The 17,607-nt window shown below is 34.7% G+C and carries 28 protein-coding genes; 17 read left to right on the plus strand and 11 right to left on the minus strand.

The window, feature by feature from the left end; genetic code table 11:
* The first annotated feature begins 23 nt into the window (after positions 1-23).
* Together NMY3_RS13425 and NMY3_RS13430 are read left to right on the plus strand one after the other, a co-directional pair.
* Complete coding sequence (locus tag NMY3_RS13425; RefSeq protein ID WP_196816337.1) at positions 24-170, plus strand: antitoxin VapB family protein; 147 nt, start codon at positions 24-26, stop codon at positions 168-170.
* A complete protein-coding gene (locus NMY3_RS13430; RefSeq protein WP_196816338.1) occupies positions 171-494 on the plus strand; it encodes a hypothetical protein in 324 nt (107 codons plus the stop codon).
* Between the two features lie 118 nt (positions 495-612).
* Here NMY3_RS13430 and NMY3_RS13435 read toward each other — a convergent pair whose 3' ends face one another.
* Together NMY3_RS13435 and NMY3_RS13440 are read right to left on the minus strand one after the other, a co-directional pair.
* Complete coding sequence (locus tag NMY3_RS13435; RefSeq protein WP_231100083.1) at positions 613-1,074, minus strand: hypothetical protein; 462 nt, start codon at positions 1,072-1,074, stop codon at positions 613-615.
* 344 nt (positions 1,075-1,418) lie between these two features.
* Positions 1,419-1,718 carry a hypothetical protein gene (locus NMY3_RS13440; protein WP_196816340.1) on the minus strand — a complete coding sequence of 100 codons (300 nt, stop codon included), beginning with the start codon at positions 1,716-1,718 and terminating at the stop codon, positions 1,419-1,421.
* Positions 1,719-1,822: 104 nt separating this feature from the next.
* Between NMY3_RS13440 and NMY3_RS13445 the strand changes: the two genes are divergently transcribed.
* The gene (locus NMY3_RS13445; protein WP_196816341.1) at positions 1,823-2,029 is read left to right on the plus strand and encodes a hypothetical protein; all 207 of its coding nucleotides are present in this window, start codon (positions 1,823-1,825) and stop codon (positions 2,027-2,029) included.
* A 94-nt stretch (positions 2,030-2,123) separates the two neighbouring features.
* On the opposite strand, the gene NMY3_RS13450 is transcribed toward NMY3_RS13445, so the two are convergent.
* Entirely contained in the window at positions 2,124-2,291 is a 168-nt protein-coding gene (locus tag NMY3_RS13450; RefSeq protein ID WP_196816342.1) for a hypothetical protein, read from the minus strand.
* On the opposite strand from NMY3_RS13450, the gene NMY3_RS13455 reads away from it, so the two are divergent.
* Positions 2,284-2,895 (plus strand): hypothetical protein, encoded by a 612-nt coding sequence (locus NMY3_RS13455; RefSeq protein WP_196816343.1) that lies wholly within the window; start codon positions 2,284-2,286, stop codon positions 2,893-2,895. The genes NMY3_RS13450 and NMY3_RS13455 overlap by 8 nt on opposite strands.
* A 47-nt stretch (positions 2,896-2,942) precedes the next feature.
* Here the strand turns inward: NMY3_RS13455 and NMY3_RS16955 are convergent, their stop codons facing one another.
* Positions 2,943-3,680, minus strand: coding sequence for a collagen-like protein (locus NMY3_RS16955; protein WP_231100084.1), 738 nt, complete (start codon positions 3,678-3,680; stop codon positions 2,943-2,945).
* A 182-nt stretch (positions 3,681-3,862) separates the two neighbouring features.
* Here NMY3_RS16955 and NMY3_RS13465 point away from each other — a divergent pair, with 182 nt between their 5' ends.
* The 3 genes from NMY3_RS13465 to NMY3_RS13475 all read left to right on the plus strand — a co-directional run bounded on the left by NMY3_RS13465 (position 3,863) and on the right by NMY3_RS13475 (position 5,823).
* Entirely contained in the window at positions 3,863-4,150 is a 288-nt protein-coding gene (locus NMY3_RS13465) for a hypothetical protein (RefSeq protein ID WP_196816344.1), read from the plus strand.
* A 358-nt stretch (positions 4,151-4,508) separates the two neighbouring features.
* Entirely contained in the window at positions 4,509-5,096 is a 588-nt protein-coding gene (locus tag NMY3_RS13470; RefSeq protein ID WP_196816345.1) for a hypothetical protein, read from the plus strand.
* Positions 5,097-5,310: 214 nt separating this feature from the next.
* Entirely contained in the window at positions 5,311-5,823 is a 513-nt protein-coding gene (locus tag NMY3_RS13475; protein WP_196816346.1) for a hypothetical protein, read from the plus strand.
* A 203-nt stretch (positions 5,824-6,026) separates the two neighbouring features.
* Here the strand turns inward: NMY3_RS13475 and NMY3_RS13480 are convergent, their stop codons facing one another.
* Positions 6,027-6,629 carry a calcium-binding protein gene (locus NMY3_RS13480; RefSeq protein WP_196816347.1) on the minus strand — a complete coding sequence of 201 codons (603 nt, stop codon included), beginning with the start codon at positions 6,627-6,629 and terminating at the stop codon, positions 6,027-6,029.
* Positions 6,630-7,115: 486 nt separating this feature from the next.
* Between NMY3_RS13480 and NMY3_RS13485 the strand changes: the two genes are divergently transcribed.
* The gene (locus NMY3_RS13485; RefSeq protein ID WP_196816348.1) at positions 7,116-7,352 is read left to right on the plus strand and encodes a hypothetical protein; all 237 of its coding nucleotides are present in this window, start codon (positions 7,116-7,118) and stop codon (positions 7,350-7,352) included.
* 368 nt (positions 7,353-7,720) lie between these two features.
* On the opposite strand, the gene NMY3_RS16925 is transcribed toward NMY3_RS13485, so the two are convergent.
* Entirely contained in the window at positions 7,721-7,855 is a 135-nt protein-coding gene (locus tag NMY3_RS16925; RefSeq protein ID WP_257719987.1) for a hypothetical protein, read from the minus strand.
* A 395-nt stretch (positions 7,856-8,250) separates the two neighbouring features.
* Here NMY3_RS16925 and NMY3_RS13490 point away from each other — a divergent pair, with 395 nt between their 5' ends.
* The gene (locus NMY3_RS13490; RefSeq protein WP_196816349.1) at positions 8,251-8,544 is read left to right on the plus strand and encodes a DUF3892 domain-containing protein; all 294 of its coding nucleotides are present in this window, start codon (positions 8,251-8,253) and stop codon (positions 8,542-8,544) included.
* Between the two features lie 663 nt (positions 8,545-9,207).
* Here NMY3_RS13490 and NMY3_RS13495 read toward each other — a convergent pair.
* The gene (locus NMY3_RS13495; protein WP_196816350.1) at positions 9,208-10,341 is read right to left on the minus strand and encodes a hypothetical protein; all 1,134 of its coding nucleotides are present in this window, start codon (positions 10,339-10,341) and stop codon (positions 9,208-9,210) included.
* 214 nt (positions 10,342-10,555) lie between these two features.
* On the opposite strand from NMY3_RS13495, the gene NMY3_RS16755 reads away from it, so the two are divergent.
* A complete protein-coding gene (locus NMY3_RS16755; protein ID WP_231100085.1) occupies positions 10,556-10,696 on the plus strand; it encodes a hypothetical protein in 141 nt (46 codons plus the stop codon).
* A gap of 485 nt (positions 10,697-11,181) precedes the next feature.
* Here NMY3_RS16755 and NMY3_RS13500 read toward each other — a convergent pair whose 3' ends face one another.
* Both NMY3_RS13500 and hsp20 read right to left on the minus strand, forming a co-directional pair.
* Positions 11,182-11,379, minus strand: coding sequence for a hypothetical protein (locus NMY3_RS13500; RefSeq protein WP_196816351.1), 198 nt, complete (start codon positions 11,377-11,379; stop codon positions 11,182-11,184).
* Positions 11,380-11,794: 415 nt separating this feature from the next.
* On the minus strand, positions 11,795-12,481 hold the full coding sequence (gene hsp20, locus NMY3_RS13505) for an archaeal heat shock protein Hsp20 (RefSeq protein ID WP_231100086.1): 687 nt from the start codon (positions 12,479-12,481) through the stop codon (positions 11,795-11,797).
* Between the two features lie 113 nt (positions 12,482-12,594).
* On the opposite strand from hsp20, the gene NMY3_RS13510 reads away from it, so the two are divergent.
* Positions 12,595-12,807, plus strand: coding sequence for a hypothetical protein (locus NMY3_RS13510; protein WP_196816352.1), 213 nt, complete (start codon positions 12,595-12,597; stop codon positions 12,805-12,807).
* 888 nt (positions 12,808-13,695) lie between these two features.
* On the opposite strand, the gene NMY3_RS13515 is transcribed toward NMY3_RS13510, so the two are convergent.
* Positions 13,696-14,136 carry an integrase gene (locus tag NMY3_RS13515; protein ID WP_196816353.1) on the minus strand — a complete coding sequence of 147 codons (441 nt, stop codon included), beginning with the start codon at positions 14,134-14,136 and terminating at the stop codon, positions 13,696-13,698.
* Between the two features lie 66 nt (positions 14,137-14,202).
* Positions 14,203-14,427 (minus strand): hypothetical protein, encoded by a 225-nt coding sequence (locus NMY3_RS13520; RefSeq protein WP_231100087.1) that lies wholly within the window; start codon positions 14,425-14,427, stop codon positions 14,203-14,205.
* Between the two features lie 96 nt (positions 14,428-14,523).
* On the opposite strand from NMY3_RS13520, the gene NMY3_RS16930 reads away from it, so the two are divergent.
* From NMY3_RS16930 to NMY3_RS13545, 6 genes are all read left to right on the plus strand, one after another.
* Complete coding sequence (locus NMY3_RS16930; protein ID WP_257719988.1) at positions 14,524-14,646, plus strand: hypothetical protein; 123 nt, start codon at positions 14,524-14,526, stop codon at positions 14,644-14,646.
* A gap of 254 nt (positions 14,647-14,900) precedes the next feature.
* Positions 14,901-15,146: a hypothetical protein gene (locus NMY3_RS13525; protein ID WP_196816355.1), complete on the plus strand. Its 246-nt coding sequence runs from the start codon at positions 14,901-14,903 to the stop codon at positions 15,144-15,146.
* 64 nt (positions 15,147-15,210) lie between these two features.
* A complete protein-coding gene (locus tag NMY3_RS13530; RefSeq protein WP_196816356.1) occupies positions 15,211-15,666 on the plus strand; it encodes a hypothetical protein in 456 nt (151 codons plus the stop codon).
* A gap of 77 nt (positions 15,667-15,743) precedes the next feature.
* Positions 15,744-15,923, plus strand: coding sequence for a hypothetical protein (locus NMY3_RS13535; protein WP_196816357.1), 180 nt, complete (start codon positions 15,744-15,746; stop codon positions 15,921-15,923).
* 933 nt (positions 15,924-16,856) lie between these two features.
* Complete coding sequence (locus NMY3_RS13540) at positions 16,857-17,078, plus strand: hypothetical protein (protein ID WP_196816358.1); 222 nt, start codon at positions 16,857-16,859, stop codon at positions 17,076-17,078.
* Positions 17,062-17,229, plus strand: a complete 168-nt coding sequence (locus tag NMY3_RS13545; RefSeq protein ID WP_196816359.1) for a hypothetical protein — start codon at positions 17,062-17,064, stop codon at positions 17,227-17,229. Before NMY3_RS13540 ends, NMY3_RS13545 begins: the two co-directional genes overlap by 17 nt.
* The last annotated feature ends 378 nt before the right edge of the window (positions 17,230-17,607 follow it).

The raw sequence follows: 17,607 nt of genomic DNA on the forward strand, positions 1-17,607 counted from the left end.
ATAATCGATGTTATAAATATGATATGTCTAACAGTAACAAAAGTTACAAACAAATCTTGATTGATGACGACAATTACAATGCACTAAAGAAATTAGGCCAAACTGGTGATTCATTTAATTCTGTAATTAGTAAATTAATCAATAACTTCAAGGAAGGAGAGATGAACTAAGTGTCTGAACTTAAAGATGTAATAATAAAAGATTCTAACAAGCAATTTAGATTACGAATTACTGGATTCCTCAGAGCCATAGGAGTTTCTCAAATTATTGGCACCAAAGAATATCTAGAAATAGAATTCATTGGTGGTGAATTAAGTGTCAGAGTTCTTTATCCTAGGAACCTAGGGGATCTAAATAAGCAAGTAAATACGGAATTATTAACTGAGACAAATTTAATGCCTAATGAGATTGACAATATTAGATATTATATAGATGAGCATATTGAAGAAATTGAAAACACATTAAAAGAGATAAAGAACATCAAAAATAACTAAAAACATGTAACATAATTATTATCTTTTTTAGGTATTTGCTATCTAATTATTTTGAGTAGATCAAAATAGGAGCCAACATAAAATTATTCAATACAATCGAATAATAAACAAAAAGAAGTTAGGGGTTGTCGAAGCACAAAGCATAGGCTGTGACTTGAAATCTTATTCCCGAGTCTCCTTGAATCTCAGAAATCCATGATGAGGTGCCCTCTGCTCGACTGAGCGTCACATATTCAGGTGTACCAAGATTATTGAACAGAAATCCTCCCGAGAGAACGCTATCCCCACTATTGCACTCGGCTATTGAAGAGGCCTCTCCTATGCCGGTATCGGTTTCACCTGTTATAGAATATGTCTTCCCAACTAGGGAAAATGAAACTTGATCCGTTTCTCCCGAATTGGAAGCACCTACTGAAGAAGAAGACAAGGTATTGCAACTTAGTGATGTACTATCACCCGAAATGCACATACTGTCCTGATTTGTTTTTTGAGTGTTTTCCTCATTTTGACCGGAGATCGGATTTGAAACCGTGTAAGACAAGATAAGAAATGTAGCTATAGCAATTATGAGTTTAATCAATCATTAACGGATTTTAAGAGAGAAATTTAAATTCTGGACTCAATTTTCTTAATTGAGAATTTAGTTTACTACGTTTGATTTAAGTTAAAAATTATTTTAAGATTTGAGTGATATTGTCTGGTTTAATTACAGGTAACCGGGTCTTGCATAGGCGGCTTGGGGAAGAACTATGGATGCAAGACCCTTATGGAATTGCTGTGGAATTAGATTAGACATTATTGAAAAGAGGAGTTTAAAAGCTCATTGTATCATCAAATAGCTTCGCTATGGTTACGATTTCATTTTGAACATCCATCCTAATTTTCGCTAGAGAATAAGGGAATTTGTCCTTTAGTTAATCAAGTTTAATCTTTGATATGTCTTCTAATCCTTGCCCATGCTTGTTTAGTCTTATGGTCCACAGGACGAATATCAGATTCTTTGAGTTTTCCATATCTTTCAAATTCTCTAGCAAAATGAATTTGCATCCAATCTAAGACCTCTTCTCTTTCAATTCCAACTATCACAGATTCAGTAGTATTTATCCCAAAATCATCAAGAAATTCTTCTGTAGGAATCTTGATTATTCCCAAGTGAATGTCAATAGGAATTGGATTAAATTCGTATCCATCAATTGGATCTGGTTGAAACAAAAATTTTGACATTCTAGTTTGGTTTAATATATTATGTATTAGTAAAATCTTACTACGAAATCATAATAGAATATGGTTCAATAGTCATTATATTGATAATTCAATGGTAATGGTTATTGACAATCAAAAGATTAAGTTTAACTTCCTTTTTCATAATTTTGACATTATCTACAGGTCTATTTTCTGTTAATTTACCAATTACAGCAAATGCGCAGAACAACGCCTTATCTCAAAGAGGGGGGGTGGGAACTCTGACCAGCAAACCGAACAATCTCAAACGTCTGAACAGAACAGTCAGGTTGGTTCTGGAGGAAATACAGTAGGTGCTGGCAACAACATTGACTGTAAGGTTAACAGTAATTCTGACACCCTTCAGCGAGATGTTATTGATAACTTACTAGATATTTGCCTACAACATCAGGAAGAAGAACCACCCTCATCAGCAAGTGGAACTCTAATAACAACTAAAATAACAAAATGCAATGATGAAAGTTCCACTGCTCCTGGTGAAGTATGCTCACAAATAACAAATGATAATGAACCACAGGATTGGTTAGTTTCTGTTTTTGGTAGTGACGTGAACAAAGCAATAAACAGTTTTCCAGGTTCTGAGTCAGGAGTCTCAACTACTTTACCTGTAGGTCTATATTCTGTAGATGAAGAGTATGCATTATCTGATGGACTCCCACAAGTACCTGGAAATGATGTAAAACACGAAAGTGAATTTTCCACTGAATGTAAGGGGACCATTGAAGCAGGCCAAAAAATAACGTGTATTATTACAAACACATTAGTATACACGGCTAAACCTGCTACGCTAATAGTAACTAAAATTGTAACATGTCAAGACGATAATATTTTTACAGACTGCGAAGACGTGGATAGCAACTTTGAACCGCAAGATTTTATGATTACAGTTGCAGATAAAGATCAAGATTCCACAACATTTGGAGGTTCATCATCTGGAACCGTAGTTACTTTAGAACCTGGTTCTTATTCTGTAACAGAGGATTTTAGTGGAGTTGGAAAAATAGTCACGGTCGATGATATTGGGAATAGATTGCGAAGCCCTATAACTATTTTTGTAAACTCCCCGGCTATAACACTTTCAGGCGATTGTTCTGGAACCATTGCTGCTGGAGAGACTAAAACCTGCACAATAACTAATCCTGTAATCTTGAGCCCATAACAATGACCAGTCTCTTTGGTTTGAATATGATGTCGATCAAAAAGGAGTCAGGGGTTGTCAAAACAGGTTATGATCGCCTCAAAGTCAAAAGAGAAATCAGCCTCATTCCTTAGATAGAACGCCCAGCCTTCAAAACCTTCTTCTAATGGGGTCTCGCCTAACATCCTAAAACTTGAATCAAAACCTGCAAGATACCCGTGTTCCAAAACTATATCCCCCGGATCACATTCTACTGTGACTAAGACTGGGTTCATATTGAATGGAATTTCGGTTTCATTATTTACTATGTACAAGTTAGAATCATCTATTTGATTAGGACCTGCTGGTCCCTCAGGTCCAATTGAACCAATAGCTCCTTGTGGTCCTTGTGGTCCTTGATTGCCCATCGGTCCAGCTGAACCAGTATCGCCTTTCGTACCTTGAGGCCCTGCCGGTCCTCTTTCTCCATTAGATCCTGGTATGCCCTGTGGACCTCGCTCCCCTTGAGGTCCCTGCGGCCCTGCTGGTCCCTCAGGTCCCTCTTTACCGACTTGAGCGGAACCAATATTTTGACCGGACAAATTATTACAACTTTGTGATGTGCTTTCACCGGAAACACACATGCTGTTCTGGTTTGTCTCCTGAGAACTTGTTTCACTTTGAGATGCTTTATTGCCTTCGCCTTTTTGACCCAAAGAATTACCTGATTGACCAAATACTAAATTAGACATTGAAGAATCAACAAAGCCAAATGAGATACCAATTATCAAAATTGACAATACAATAACAACAAATGTAATTTTCACAAGAAGGGAACCCTGAAGGAATTATTAAGCATTCTTTAGATTTTCTATTGGCTTTTTTGCTTAACGAAAATACGCTAGCTTTCCCTTTTTCTTACTGGCTGATGATGAAATAATAAGTATATGGAAGTCAATATCCACATAAAATCCAAAAGATCTTTTAACATCTTTCTGTAAACACTACTATGTCACTTCTCTCAAAAGCTGAAATACGATATTTAGAAGGCAGTAAGAAAATATCAAAATCATATGAGTATAAACTCAAGTCTATTCTCAAAAAGAAACTCGCCACTCTCTTGGATAAAGAATTGCCATTGCTAACCTCTTTATTTCCTAACCCAGATCTTACCAAATTTAGTAAGGGGAGGAGCCCTCTCAAGGCGACGATCCCGGGTTCAAATCCCGGCCGGAGCATCCTCTGTTTGGAAAAAGAAGCCCAGTCTGAGTTTCTTTTAAGGATCTCTGTTTTATGAGAATTTGTATACAGTTTTTTATCGTAGTGTATATCGCAGTATAAACATGAATAACCAATCTTTTTAAATGATCCGAGACTTCCTATTCTGACATATGTAGAATTTAGGCCCCCTATTGCAGATCTTACATTTGGTCATAGACTATGAATATTTGAAACAATTGGGTTTAAAGCTTTTTTGAATGTATCCAATGGAGATAGTAATGGTGTCGTCATTTGAGAGCGCGAAATGCTTAGCCGGACTGTGTGGTTAATTTAATTAATAACCTCTACACTCCAGAAGTCTTTGGATTTTTTTGTTCTATACGCATTGTTACACTGCGTAAAAGTTAAACCGTATAATTGTATATTCAAATCTAATGGGTCGAAGCATCCCTTCATTTAGACACTTAATTGAGATAGAGCGGGCTAACTGGTCTGAATTTAAGAAAGGACTATTAACAAAGAATGCGAGAGAAGCATTTGATATCATCTTTGAAAACGCTAAACTGTACACTCAGTATCTATCTAATGCCAACAGACCAGTACCAATAGAGCCTATCATGATTGGTGCTTTGTTCCATAATTATAAAACACTTTTTAAGTTGAATAGTGAGTGTAAGTTAAGCGAACAATCAATATTAAAGAAAGTAGCAGAGTTGGAAAGAGAGAAACCTGTAGTCAAAGCATTGTTTGATAAAACTTGCGAAAAATGGCTCGGTTTACTATACGCACTTCATAAAGATGATAGGGAACAACTACTAAGAATGCTAGTTGATTGTTGTAATAATTTGGACGATGGGGCGGCCAAGGCAGTAATGGACAAAGTTTCAGAGTCGAATATTTCAGTACTTTTCTTTTTCGGTCTTGTCTTGCAGAATCAAAAGATGATAGAGAGAATTAGGAATTCATCTGAGAACAGGGAGAATATCAAAGCGAATGGTACATTATTTGACTATGTAGATTGATATGTTCTAAGCTTAGGTTATGGCGGCCGCTTTATCGAAACTAGAAATTCTTTTTTGTAATTGATGAAGACTATTTTAGTGTGCTATCGGCAAAACTTTTGAAGTTAAAAAACTAGAATTTAGATGTTTTTCATTAACTAAAATTCCTGATTTTGAGTAACATGCTATGCAAGTTAAATAGCGGATTAACGTAACAAAACAATATGATTTAATAATGTTAAAGGTTTTTGGTTTGATAACAATTACAATAACGGCCTTGATTTTCTTAACGATATGGGCCCCAACAATTTTAGCCCAACAGCAAACAACAGACTGGACAACATATTATAGCCCAGATTATAAATTCTCCTTTGATTATCCAGACAATAGCAATATTTCAGACTTGCAGGGGACATGGTTTGATAAAAGTTTCATATCCCCTAATGTTTCATATGTGGTCAATATTGACAAATCTTCATTGATAGATCCACATGAGCTTGCAGTGATTAACTCATTAACGTTACCTCCTCATCAAACACTAATGGAAGGTGGGGTTCAACGTTTGGATCAAGGTGGAATAAAAGGTTATTACTATTCGGTAATGAATCATAAGACTCCAAGTATCATGACTTTTGTACACTTTAGCAACAATGGCAATGTATATTCATTCAAAATATTAGGTCCAAATGGTAGTTTAGACACGAGGAATATTGATAAAGTGGTAAGTTCGATAAAGTTTTTCGATTAGGGATTTTTGTAACAAAATCAGTTCTTCTTCTTAAACAAATTGCCGGTGACTGATCTGAAGTTCCAGTTATTGCAGTTAGGTTGTGTGGGGCTTTTTGTTTCTCATAAATCGACTTGATTTTATGTATTTTTTATAAAGTTTTTGTACATCAAGTTAATTTGTTATCAGATAACTAGTAAAAAAAGGAGGAAGAAGAAAAAAGATTAATCGCTACTTCTCACAGTTCCCAGTTTTTTATCTCCACCAGCTTTGTTATAATCTGTTATCGTATCACTTCCCTTACCACAATTGAACTTGTCAGCAGCAGCAGCACCTGTCAAGGTATCGTCACCCTTGCCAGCTTTAATCTTGTCATTTCCTGCTTCGCCATAGTTAAAGTCATTACCCTTACCGCGAGTGATTCTATCATTTCCTGCTTCGCCATAGTTGAAATCATTTCCATCTCCACTGTTTATAGTGTCATCTCCTCCTACACCACTGCCTTCATAGTTATCTCCAAAATTGTCATCATCACCATCTCCACTGTTTATTACATCATCTCCACCATCACCAGCACCATTATCATTATCACCAAGGTTGACATCATTTCCATCTCCGCTATCTATATTGTCGTCGCCTGCTTTACCGCTGTTAGTGTCATACCCATCTCCGCTATCTATATTGTCGTCGCCTGCTTTACCGCTGTTAGTGTCATACCCATCTCCGCTATCTATGTTATCATCTCCAACAGTTCCTTCAATATTATCATTACCAGGCGTGCCCTCGAAATCATCAACAAATACGTTAAATGAAGAAACTGGAGGCATAAAGAATCCAGAAAATACAACTACTGTGAATAAGAGTATAATCATTTTTTTAAGAGCATTAATTTTGTAAAGTTTTGAGAATATTAACTGTGTGAACATGTTGGTAACTTTGCATATAAATGATTGTATAATATTGGAAAAAATTGTCGACAAAATGAAATATATTTACATTACGTTTATATCTCTTCGCAAGGGTGTATTCGAAACTTAATTACAACTTTATCTGACCATATTAGTGATAAGATGAGAGTTCTACAACCAAATACCATTAACAGGTTTTTATGATTATTTCATTAAACTTTTTGTCTAATTCATACATGCAGAGAGGATAAGCATGCATTAATCAATTCTATTATGATTAGATATGAAATAAATAGTCCAAATACTTGTCAAAATTTGAACAAATTTCACTTGTTCGGATTGTTATAATAAAGATATGTCAATAGTTTTATGTAACAAAGTACTAGAAGATCAAAGGTATGTAAATTGAATATTAGCATATCGGAATCTGATAGATGCTTTGTAAAATATGAAAAGTTAAAAGACAATTTCAAATGGTTTTATTCAAATCATGAAGAATTGAAAAGAGATTATAACGATCAGTACATCGCTATTAAGAATAGAAAACAAATAGACAGTGATTTCAATTTAGATCTATTACTCCATAGGTTGAATTTAAACAACTGTGATGAATCAATAGCCATCGAATATGTAAACAATTGATATCATACGATTAATGATTAGCGAATGAAGATATAACAAAAGGATTGTAGTTTAGAAAAAAATGGTAGAATGAACAATTAGCAACTATAGTCTCAAAACTCCGAATTTACAGTTTGTTATAGCGATGGCATAGATCTTCCTACAGCATCTTTTCATGTGGATCCGAGGTTATAGTGCTGAAAGAAAAAACTATCCCTAGCACAACAACCTAAAGCAGTCATCTGATTCTGACAAATGAGATGATGGATAACACATCATATCGACAAAAATTTCATTGTTGTTTATCAATACAAAGCTGCCTTAGTACCGCTTTATGGTTTCTTCCCTGTATTTCTTTCTCATTCCCAAGCCACGAAATGACCTTGTTCTTAGCTTATAGTTACAACAAGGACAACATGGTTTTCCATCCCAGTGTATGAAAATTTCACATACGCTACATCTTTTCTGTCCTTCCTTGTATCTAGATGGGATATTGGGATTTCTTTTAGCTTTGTATCTTTCACAGATTCCGTTACAACTCAATTACTATATTTCGGGAGAACTAATCTAGATGGGAAATAAATATTTTATTGCATTTCTCCCATGTCAACACATTTCATACCTTCATGGGCCCCAAAAAACACATAAACTTCAAAGATTTATCTTTCAAAGAAATTCATTAGTAACCTATTTTTCGCCTTATGATTTAAGATTTGTATAGGGGTCTTCCATTAGCATAATAGATACCACGTCAAAAGCGTAGGATAGGGACTTTTGTTTTTGAGGCCGCTGCTAGGTTTTAATTAAACAATTACATTAAGCATTTAGAACTGGGTTATTGGCTTCATTCTATCATGCATTGGAATTGAAATATATAGTTTAGAAATAACTTAAATATTTATGATGGTTTTGTAAGGTATTGGATGAGTTTGAAATTACCAGTGTTGTAAAAGATAAAAACGGCATTATATCACACTGTAATGTTAAAGGGTATGGCATCCAAGATGTTTCAACGATAGAGAGATTGATTAGCGAAGATGCTTGTTCCTTTTTTATCTATGATGGAGAACAAAAGAAAAATGTGTTGGCTAAAACTTCAAATGGAGAAATATATCTTACCACCAATGCTAGCGGCACTGGTACAAACGGATTAGACTTTTTACCCCTATTCGATGAAATTTTATTAAGACAGCTGATAGAATCTGTTCGCTGAAGTAGATTTCTTCAGATTTACAACAAACTCATAACCATCAGCAAAAAGTCAAGATTTCTTATAATTATCAGATTTTACTGTTACTACTTGCAGGTTTGTTCTTGGAACATAGTTGAAGTATATGGGGCCCCAAGTTCTCCAAGTTTACTGGCTTTTGAATCACTCAGAAATTTGGGCCCTCTTAAAGTCGATACTATCTAATAAATCCCCTTTGCAATCTCCTGTAATTAAGAGAATTTTTACATGAGAGTTGTATTTCCTAATCTCTTTAGCCTATTCCAGCCCATCCAAACTAACCATAATCATATCTACAAGTATCAAACACTATCTCCCTGGACACGGTTTAAAATGGTCAGTAATGGTTACTAATGTATTTAAACACTGAAGATTCGATTAAAAGTTTCAAAAAGTATAGTACTTTAGAACTGCAAGATAACTCGCTATCTAGCATGGACATATATCATCCAACTCGATTAAACGGCCTAGAAGTAGTTACCCCATCTATCCGGAAACATGATTTCACATCCTCTTACTAGTGAATAATGTAGTTTAGTCAACCTTGTGTTATCGGATCACATCTGGAAAATCGATCTAAAAATAGCAGGCGCTGCTTATAAAAACAGAATTTGTTCCTCTTAATAACCTAAAAAAGGTGATAAACAGTTAAGAGATAAAGAATTGAACTACCTCGGGTTTCTCTGCAGGAGAGTTTTTCCCAAATATGTACTGATTATAGTCGTCACCATAATCAAGATTTACCTCAAATTCAATCCCTATAGGAACGTCGCTTGATTTGAATGTAAATGTCTTTGAAACAGTTTGTCCAGCTGGGAAATAGACACCGTATACCGGCTTGAAGATGTTTTCGGGGAAATGAACTACACTAACGGTGATTCCACCGTACGTATCCCGTGGTAACTGGTTTGTAACTTCAACAATCACCTTAAAGGTTCCCTCTGAATTTGAGAGTGGCTGGTTGCTTCCATTAGAACAAATTTCAAATCCATCATTGTATCCACTCATGAATTCTGGTGTGTGATAGTTAGGTCCCTTCCCTGCTTGATTTATGTATCTCTTAGAGGGATCAGATATTTTTGCATCCGAACAACCATGGGTGTATCCTGAATTGTAAGCGAGATTATTCGAACCACCGTTACCACCTTCATCTACCTTGCAGTCCGCAAGGTAAGGATATGTCCTACATACATCTTCTTTGTATCCACATGTTTTCATTTCAGGTCTAAATATCATGCCAGATGGACATCCATCCGAATTGGGAATGCATCTTCCAGTTTCATCATCATCTGCACTATGATACCCGTCAGGACATTCATCATGTTCCGGAAAACACTGACCATCCTCATTCATATTAAAGCCTTCAGGACAATTACCATTTTCATCAGGAGCACATTTGGGTAATGATGGGTCAAACAAACAATCTTCATCAGGTTGTGAATCAGAAGATCCACTCAATGTATTTGATCCGCCGGCTATGTCTTGTTCATCATTTATAACATCTGACCTATTTTCTGCAGAGCCAGTTTCTGATGTAGGTTGCTCATTTGTACTTTCAGTGATTCCTTCTTGAGAAGTATGTGGAATAGATGGAATTACTTTTTCAGTTTGAGAATTTGTTTCATTAGGTTGTCCATACACATTCCAGTTTGAAGTGGCTGAGCCCAGAATAAGAGTGGATAAAATTGTGAATATTAAAAGAATACTAACAATATGTTGTATTTTTTTTATATTTATATTGCTAAATTTAATATAAGGATATCGATCAACACTTTTTATCAATATTTAATATTGTAAATGCAATTCTAAAAAGATTTCTTATAGGACATCAAGAACAGGTGATATAGTTGAATCGCTGTTAGCAAATGTATATAATTGAATTGATACTAAACTAAGAAAAACATAAGATTGAAAATGTAATATTTGTATTAAATCCTCGTATTCGATCTCTACAAGGTTAGATACTAATCGCTAAGGGGTATTTTTTCTATCAGCCATGGAGATATTGTCGTTTTTGAAAGGGGGAATAAGAATCATTTTATACCCTTGTAACTTTGACGAAGGTTCATTAAATGACAAGGCCTCGCACTATGTAGAGTGCAAGACCTTTGAGGAAGTAATGGTTGCCGTCGCGTAGAATTCTCATAATAGATTTAATAATATTATGGTACTTTTTTTTATTCAAAAATTCTTCTATCTACTTATACTTTGTTGTCATAGGAATGATCTAAATGGATACTGTTCATAGCTTCAAGTCCATATCATATTTGATATAGCTTAGGAGATAACCGTCCACATTATGAATGGTTCAAGTGATGCAAGTGACGCAAATATAGAGTCCCTGTTCAGATCTTTTGATAAAGTGTGATGTCGGCCCCACTGCCAAAATCAATATTAATATTTCAAATGTGTAATCATGCAGATGTGTCGTAATGGTAGTAAAGGTAAGCCGTCGTCAAGATATTCAATAAATCTTAGACAATATTTATACCCATTTTCATTCCCAAGTAATTCTACATATCTAAGAAAATCGCCGAACCTGCACATGATCCCCTTTTAGGTTTTATACCGGCTAATTTTTCTAACTTTAACGGCGCTATTTAGTCAAAATACGAATCATATTCAATCTTCATAATAGTCAGCATCATAGTGCTTATACATTTCCAACCAAGTTCTAAAAATGTATTCTTTGATATCTTTATCTTTAATCAATCCAATAACATATTGAGTTCTTGTGTGATTACTTGGAGGGGGCCAGTATTTTTTCCCTCTCGGCTCTACGTTTAAATCAGGACCATACAATCCACCGCCTAAAGTCATCTTGGTACCCCTCCAGTTTTTTTCATGAAAAAATTTCCAGTGGCTTTAGGACACAAAATTAGCCAATAATATTTGCCAAATTGCAATCAATAGTCTCCAGTTTTTTAGTTCTATGAATATATAAGCATATATTGTTTCGTTGAATTATTGGACTGAATAGTAGCAGTTCTCAGAATGGGACGATTCGGAAGGGTTTCAGAAATAGTCCCTAAACAGAGAACCAATCCACTTTTGATAATTCATGGGGTTTAACGTTACACGAACTTTAGCCATCTACAAAACTGTAAATCATTGAATCGAATGGTTACCTAGATATTTTGACCATCCAAGATTAATCATGGGTTATAATAGTATTGAAAACCATTTGTAGGTTTTGCAAGTTAGTGTAGACATTATGTGGTACTCTATCCCAAGCTTAATCTATCTTTATCTCTTTTCCCTTTCGCTTTGCGTTATCTCTTTTGTTAAATACAATCTCTAGTATTCCGTTTTGGTATGTGGACTTGGCGGCCTCAGGATTGGCTTCCTTCGGTAGATCTATTGTTTTGTGATATTTTCTTTGGGAGTTGTTTGCTGATACCTCCACTGTTTCTTCAAAGGCGCTTATCTTGATGTCTTCTTTTTTTACACCAGGCAATTCCAGCACAACTTTGACCTCTTTATCACTTGTGTTCAGGTCAACGAGAGGTTCTCTCTCGGCGGATATCTGTTGTGAAGATTCTGTTACATTTCCGAATGTACCTGTAACCCCCGATTGGTTAGGTGATCTTACGTTTCCAAACTCTCTCACTTTGGGTTTGCCATAGGGTCCAATAGTCATTGAGTAGCCATACACTAACGGTCCAACTTCTCTTACCATTGAACCATCAGAAGTTTGATACTCCCTTACCAACTCTTTTGGAGCATTGGTTTGGATATCCCTTAAACGTCCAAACATGCTATCCAGTTCTCTATCCATATCATCAAATTCTTTGAAAGGGTCCATGCCAAACAAATTGCGGTGCCAATCTAACATTCTCTTTGTTCTCCTCATGCCACTACCAAAGTCAAAAAATCTGTTATACCAATCGTTATCATTGTTGTCTATGGGTTTAATGCTCATATTTATCAAGAATGTAATATATATTACAATATATATTTTTTTCTAACATAGTTGGTCATAATTTCACAATACGTAAAAATATATATTGTCTATTGCAGATCTAAGGAGATAAAATGGGTCCAGAGTTTTGTTGCGAGAAATTTAAGGAAGAGCGTGAAAGTGAATGTATTAAACAGGATACAGAGATTTTCAAGTATTCAGGGGATCAGAAAGGAGTGTACTATCTAATGTTTGGACGCAATATTGCAAGTGCACCATTGGAGTTTTGTCCATATTGCGGGAAGAGATTGGTTGTTGCCCAGAATCATGAATCAAATGATCGTTAAGGCGGCCCCATTTTTCAGATCGACGTTAATATTTCAAATGTGTGTCTTTGCAGATATCGTAATGGTAGTAAAGGTAAGCCGTCGCCAAAATATGGAGACAACAGCAGAATATACAGATGTCTCCTTTTTATCCACACAACACTAAACTTATCTCAATACGAATAAAAATTAGATAGTAACTTATCGACCCCATTATCCATTACTTGCCATTTAGACTAGGAATCCTCAGTTGTCTTTAGTATAGTGACTATTTTGGTATACAATCTGATTATGTTTGGCCCGGCCAGCCACCTTACAATAGAATAGAAATAGAATCACGCTTTGAAAGTTTAATATCGCTTTATGGTAGCTTCTCTGTATTTCTCCCTCATTAGGCCCTTGCGATATGGCTTTGTTCTTAATCTATGGTTACAACATGGACAATATAGATTATCATCCCATTTTATGAATATCTCTCATAAGGTGCATCTTTTCTGTCCTTCCGGGTATCTAGTTGGGAATTCAGGATTCCTTTTGGCCCTAAACCTTTCACATATTCCGTTACAAATCAAAGAGCACATTGTAGAAGGAAATTTATGCTTATAATCATTCTGGTACTTTTTTTATTCAAAATTTCTATTACATATTTATACATTGTAGATGTGGGAGTTAAATTCAAGAGATAAAATAGCGGCGCAAAAGACAAGATTAGAATATTTGTTCAATACTTTTAGTTAAAATGGGGATAACTCCCTCTTTAATGCAATTAATTTCAATGTGGATATATTAGAAAGTAGTCTAAATCAAGCCCCTTGATAGTTTTGACTGGAAAACCGAAAAAGCAATATCATCAAGTTTTACCAAGGGATTGGAAAATAGTGTCATTCCTGTCAGTCCGGTCACTATCCATTAATTAACTAGCAAATCGTGCAATCTAGTTAACTTCTCCCGTATCTCATCGAATTTTGACATGTCTGGTCTATAATAGTGTCTAACAAATATCGAATTAGCTATTCTACCTTGTAATAGATCTATCAACTCTGTCTCTACTCCTTCGTTTCTCAAGAAGGTAGCAAAGATCTTTCTACAATAGGACATGTAAAATTTTTGATGGTTTCGTTCAAAAGTTAATCTAACTTTGTCATAATTCAAAACTTCATCTCCATGTTCTTCGACAAGATTCAATATATCCTCATTCATAATCGAGATAAATGTCTTTTTGGTCCTTCTCAGGGATATGGACGGAAATCTAAAATGTTCTAAAACTTTTCTATCCTTAGAGAGATATTCTTTCTTTGGTTCCCTAATTGGAAGTAAATTGAATGATTCCAAAGTTTCGGCCGGCCGCAAGCCTGTCAAAACCCCAAATTACATGATATTTGAAAATCGCGGATATTTTTCAATTGACTTTTTAACTCAGTCGACCATATTACTGAATTCATTGTCTAGATTCGTCATGATCTGAAAACTCGCGAGCGAGTCTCTGCTTACGGTCCATTTCAACTGATACCTATTCTTGTAATCTTGCCACCTATCGTAACAACCCAAATATTTAGACAACAATGCCAATGATTTCATTATGTGCTTCTTCTTGTCATTAGAAAACTCCATTATCTCTGAGAAATCTCCTGTTACCATCAAATGATCATACCTCCTTGCATATGCGATCCTAGTTTTCATTGTGACACGGTTTAGACCAATTGATTCCATGTACTGCAAGAATTTATTATAATCTATATGTTTTTAGTCGTTGGAGTTACTATAATCGTTAATTTGTCCTCTCAAGGCGACGATCCCGGGTTCAAAACCCGGCCGGAGCATCCTCTGTTTGGAATTTCCAAATTTGGAGGCTTAAGATAGTAATAATTTATCAATATCTAGTTCAAATGATGAAAATTATAGCGTTATCAATCATTCAAACGAGAAGGGAAGGATTGAAAAAGAAAACACGTTATCAAAATAAACGTCAATAAGTAAGAACACTCATGAATTATTATAAGAGAGTAATGGATTCTTAAGCACGGAAATGAGGAAATAAACTAATCCAATGATGTATTCGTTTAAAAGCTTGGCCTAAGAGAAAATGTTTAAAGGATTAACATAAAAATATTCTGATGAGTTTTGAGGATAATATCCTCATCAAAAGTAATCTTGTTGTATGCGGACAGTTACTAGGAATTTACGATTCTAAAAAAACACTTTGGACAATAGAACAATTATACCAGAAGATATTTGATGACTTTAGACTAAATCAAAATAGGCTAAGTTTAAAACGATTCGTAAAAGATGTAAATTGGATTATAGGACACCACCTAATCTCCTTTCAAGATCTTAAGGTTCAGCCACTTTCAAATAAATAATAATAATCAACACATATTCTTTTATGTATTGTATAAAGATTTTGGGAAACCATGTCCTTGGTGTATGTCTTGGGTTAAAAGTGAAATTAAGATAGAAGTCTCGCTAGTGAATTGGAATAATCGAACTGGACTGTTTACTGTGTATGGTAGGGCCGAATGCCGCTATTGTAAAAAAACGATGAATGGGAAGAATAGATTCAACAAATTCAGTCAGGATAATAACCCATCGAATTGGTGGACGGATTGGAAAATAATTCCTTTGGCTCTCATGGAGCATGCTGAATGCCCCAAATGTGGTTCGAAAAATATTACCACAGAGAATATTGAGGCTATCACTACGAATGAGGGTATTGACATTTTAGTCTCCTTTAGGTGTAAAAATTGCAATAATACCAAATTTCAAATTATTAGAGAATTTCAAAGTTTATGGGATGAAATTGAATCAATCAAAATAAGTCCAGACAATATAGAAATTGTTAAGGTTCATTCAGACCAAATAAATCAATCTTTCAATGATTAAAATATCTTAGGAGGAAATAAGACATATGAGGCTTATAACTTAGAAGTAAGATTTTCCTAATCCCTTATGAGGGTTTAATGGGAATCATAATTGTGGTTAGTTCGACTGTTGACTTTGACCCATTACCAGATAACTCACACAAATTTAAACACAGAATTATAGTAAAGAGAGATTCTAAAGATTTTACTAAGGTATTGACTGCTTTTCCTGTAATAAATGATAAAACAAAAGAATTAGTCGCTTTTGTAGAATTATAATGGGAAAAAGACGACTATAATAGGGATACGACGTAAGCCTAAAATGAGTTTTGATGAAATTCCTAGTCCTACATCTATTTCATAATCTTAGATTTTTTTGACTTCTGTTTAATATAATTTGTATTATAGATCTGAAATTAATACTGTTTCGTGGGGGTAAGTTTTTCTTAACATTATTGGATTGTTTACTTCAATGACGATTGCTAAATTCCTACTTAATTTCAACAAGAGTAGCCTAAGGATTATTAATTTAATGTCTACTGTTATCCATAGCTTTATTTTCTAGCAGTAAGATTTTACTAATACATTACTCGATAGACTTACTATAAAAGATGATTGTAACAAAAGAGATGAAAGAAAAGATTGATAAAAACGGTTTTCCAGATGATTTTATTTTTTGTTCTAATTGTGTAACCTTTAATTCTATTGCACATAAGAAAGTAGGAGATGAAGTAGTTTGTATCAATTGTCATACTGATAAATATTTTTCATAATAGACCATAATCATTTCTGTCAATCGCAATTATCCTTCCAATAGGATCAAAAAGAGTAAAGGTTGTGAAGATTCTAGAAATGGAATTGTACAAAAATAGGTGAGGTCAGTGGCTTAATTACTTCAAATTATTGTTCTATTACATGGCATATTAACAAATTGACTACTCTCTTTGACTAATTCCTAATATTTCATTTGATGGTAAAAAATGAGTGTTAAGATTAAAACGAGATAATATAAGAAATTCGACCTTATTGCCTTTTACGGTTGGATTTTTGTTAATGACAAGTTTTGGTATTTTGAACATGTCATTTTAATCCAACAATCAAGCTTATGCTACCTTAGAAGATAATAACAAGATAGTCAATTCAATTAAAAAAGCTTGTCCAAATTATGAAGGCAATGGCAATATCAGAGTTTTAGCATCTGATATTTTTGAGGTGTGTTTAGGACACAATAACCAACCTCCAGCTACTCCAGGTCCTAATCCAACTGCATTCCCTCATAATTATGTGAACTTTGTGGCCACTGCGGTTGCTTTTGAGGACGAAGCATTTGAGGCGAATATTACTATTAGGGACAATAGTAGTAATTATTTACAATCTTATTTGATATCTGTAGACGGAGATGATCCCACTACATCAAATGAAAAAGTCCGATGAATTTGTAATTCCAGTTGAAGACGAATTCGGTGTTAGTGTCGCAGTAAAATCCCTATTTGAGCAAAGACCTTACACCATTGTCCTTGGGTCAGAATCTTGTCAACAAGGGTCCAATACTACGTGCGTTGGGACCATGGGCATCTCTAATTAACACCTTGAAATTGAGATACTAGGCCAGGATGAGAATAGCAACAATTGATTCATAAAATGAACAATCATTGAAGACCTGTAATATGAAAGGTGAATATCTATGGCATTCTAGAGGTCACCACGTAAATAGCTAATAGTGCCTCTATGATTGAGCGAAAATGGTTTCTTCTGAATTTTTACACAGGTTCATCAGATAGTGCTTTAACACTACCATAATCGAATAGCAAGAATATTTTGTTGGATCAAATCGACTTAATTTTGTCTTGTAAACTTTTTTGATTAATTTTTATTAGAAGACTTTCATTTACGCTGTAATATAGCTCATATATTTTTGTCGAAAAATTTGTTAATGAATTCGTGGCAGAGAGCCAAAGATATC

It is taken from the genome of Candidatus Nitrosocosmicus oleophilus, from assembly GCF_000802205.1.
In the GTDB taxonomy this organism is placed as follows: domain Archaea; phylum Thermoproteota; class Nitrososphaeria; order Nitrososphaerales; family Nitrososphaeraceae; genus Nitrosocosmicus; species Nitrosocosmicus oleophilus.